Here is a 1,262-nt window from a genome sequence, read left to right as displayed (position 1 = left end):
CTCGGGCGTGGGCGCGGCGGACGCGGTGGACAGGTTGAGGCTGGCGGCGGCGAGGATGACCGCGCCGGCGGCGGCAGATCTCTTGAGGGCGCTCAGAAGCTTCATCGGGCTGCCTTTCGTGGGGGGCTGGTTGTGGGCGTGGTGCTCGATGGCTGTACGTGCGGTCGGCTGTGCGTGAGGTCGGCTGTCACGCCGGTGCCGGATCAACGCGCGTTGCGCTGGCCTGACATGGGCCCGACAAGAAAGCGTGATCCGGATTATGGGGAGGAGTTCAGCCACGCCACAAGAACCTGTTTTCGGCCAGGACGGAGGCGCATATGCCGGTCGGCGTCCGGTCATCGGACATCGGCGGGAGATACGGCGGGCTTTGTGCCGGATCCTCCGCCCGCGCCGCGCCCACAATGCGGTCCGTGTACCCCCCGTAGACCGCGCGTGTGGCCTCTGTGTGCACTCCGTGTGCCACCCGCGAACACCGCTCCCCCGAGTCCGCCCGGGTCCGCCTCGGTCTGCCCCGGGCCGCCTCCATGGATCGTCGCGACCGCCCCGTAGAGTGGATTCCGGTTGACCGGGTTGACCGTCCTCGCAGGGGGTTACGGACGTGACGAACGGCGGCGAGGTCGCGCACGGGTATCCGCATCTCGGCACGGTGCGGGCGGCGATCACCGCGCTCTACCGGCAGCTCTCGCCCGAGGGCATCCGCTCGTACGCGCCCAGCGTCGCTCCGGCCGATGTCGCCTTCTCCGATCTGGACGATCTCCATCTCGGCACCCAGCGCGTCGCGCACGCCCTGGTCCAGCAGCTCCGGCTGCCCGACGCGCGCATGATCGTGAGCTTCCGCGAGATGGACCAGGCGGCGAGCGTCGAGCTGGCCGCGGGTCCCGAGTACTTCATCGAGCTGAACAACCGCTTCCGGACGCACCGCCGTGACATCGGCGCCGCCCTCGCCCACGAGATCACCCATGTCCTGCTGCACCGGCTCGGGCTGGGCTTTCCCGGCATCCACGACAACGAGATCCTCACCGACACGGCGACCACCTATCTGGGCGCGGGCTGGCTGCTGCTCGACGCCTACCGCGAGGACCGCGACTCCAGCCAGAAGCTCGGCTATCTCACGCCGGAGGAGTTCGGCTATGTGCTCGCCAAGCGGGCGATGGTCTTCGACGAGGATCCCCGGATCTGGTTCACCAGTCCGCAGGGATACACCTCGTATACGAAGGGCAGGGCGCAGGCGCTGCGCGACGAGCAGCAGCCGCCGCTGACGA

1 protein-coding gene is annotated in these 1,262 nt (G+C 69.2%); it reads left to right on the top strand.

Features of this window, described 5'->3' with window-relative positions; all coding sequences use genetic code 11:
* Positions 1–598: 598 nt before the first annotated feature.
* Positions 599–1,262: hypothetical protein (locus GA0115259_RS38680; protein WP_093605314.1), on the top strand; the 664-nt coding region annotated here is incomplete at its 3' end.

The sequence above is a fragment of the Streptomyces sp. MnatMP-M17 genome (assembly GCF_900091995.1).
Lineage (GTDB): Bacteria > Actinomycetota > Actinomycetes > Streptomycetales > Streptomycetaceae > Streptomyces.
Note: the sequence above shows the minus strand (reverse complement) of the source record. Positions and strands in the feature narration are given on the sequence as shown.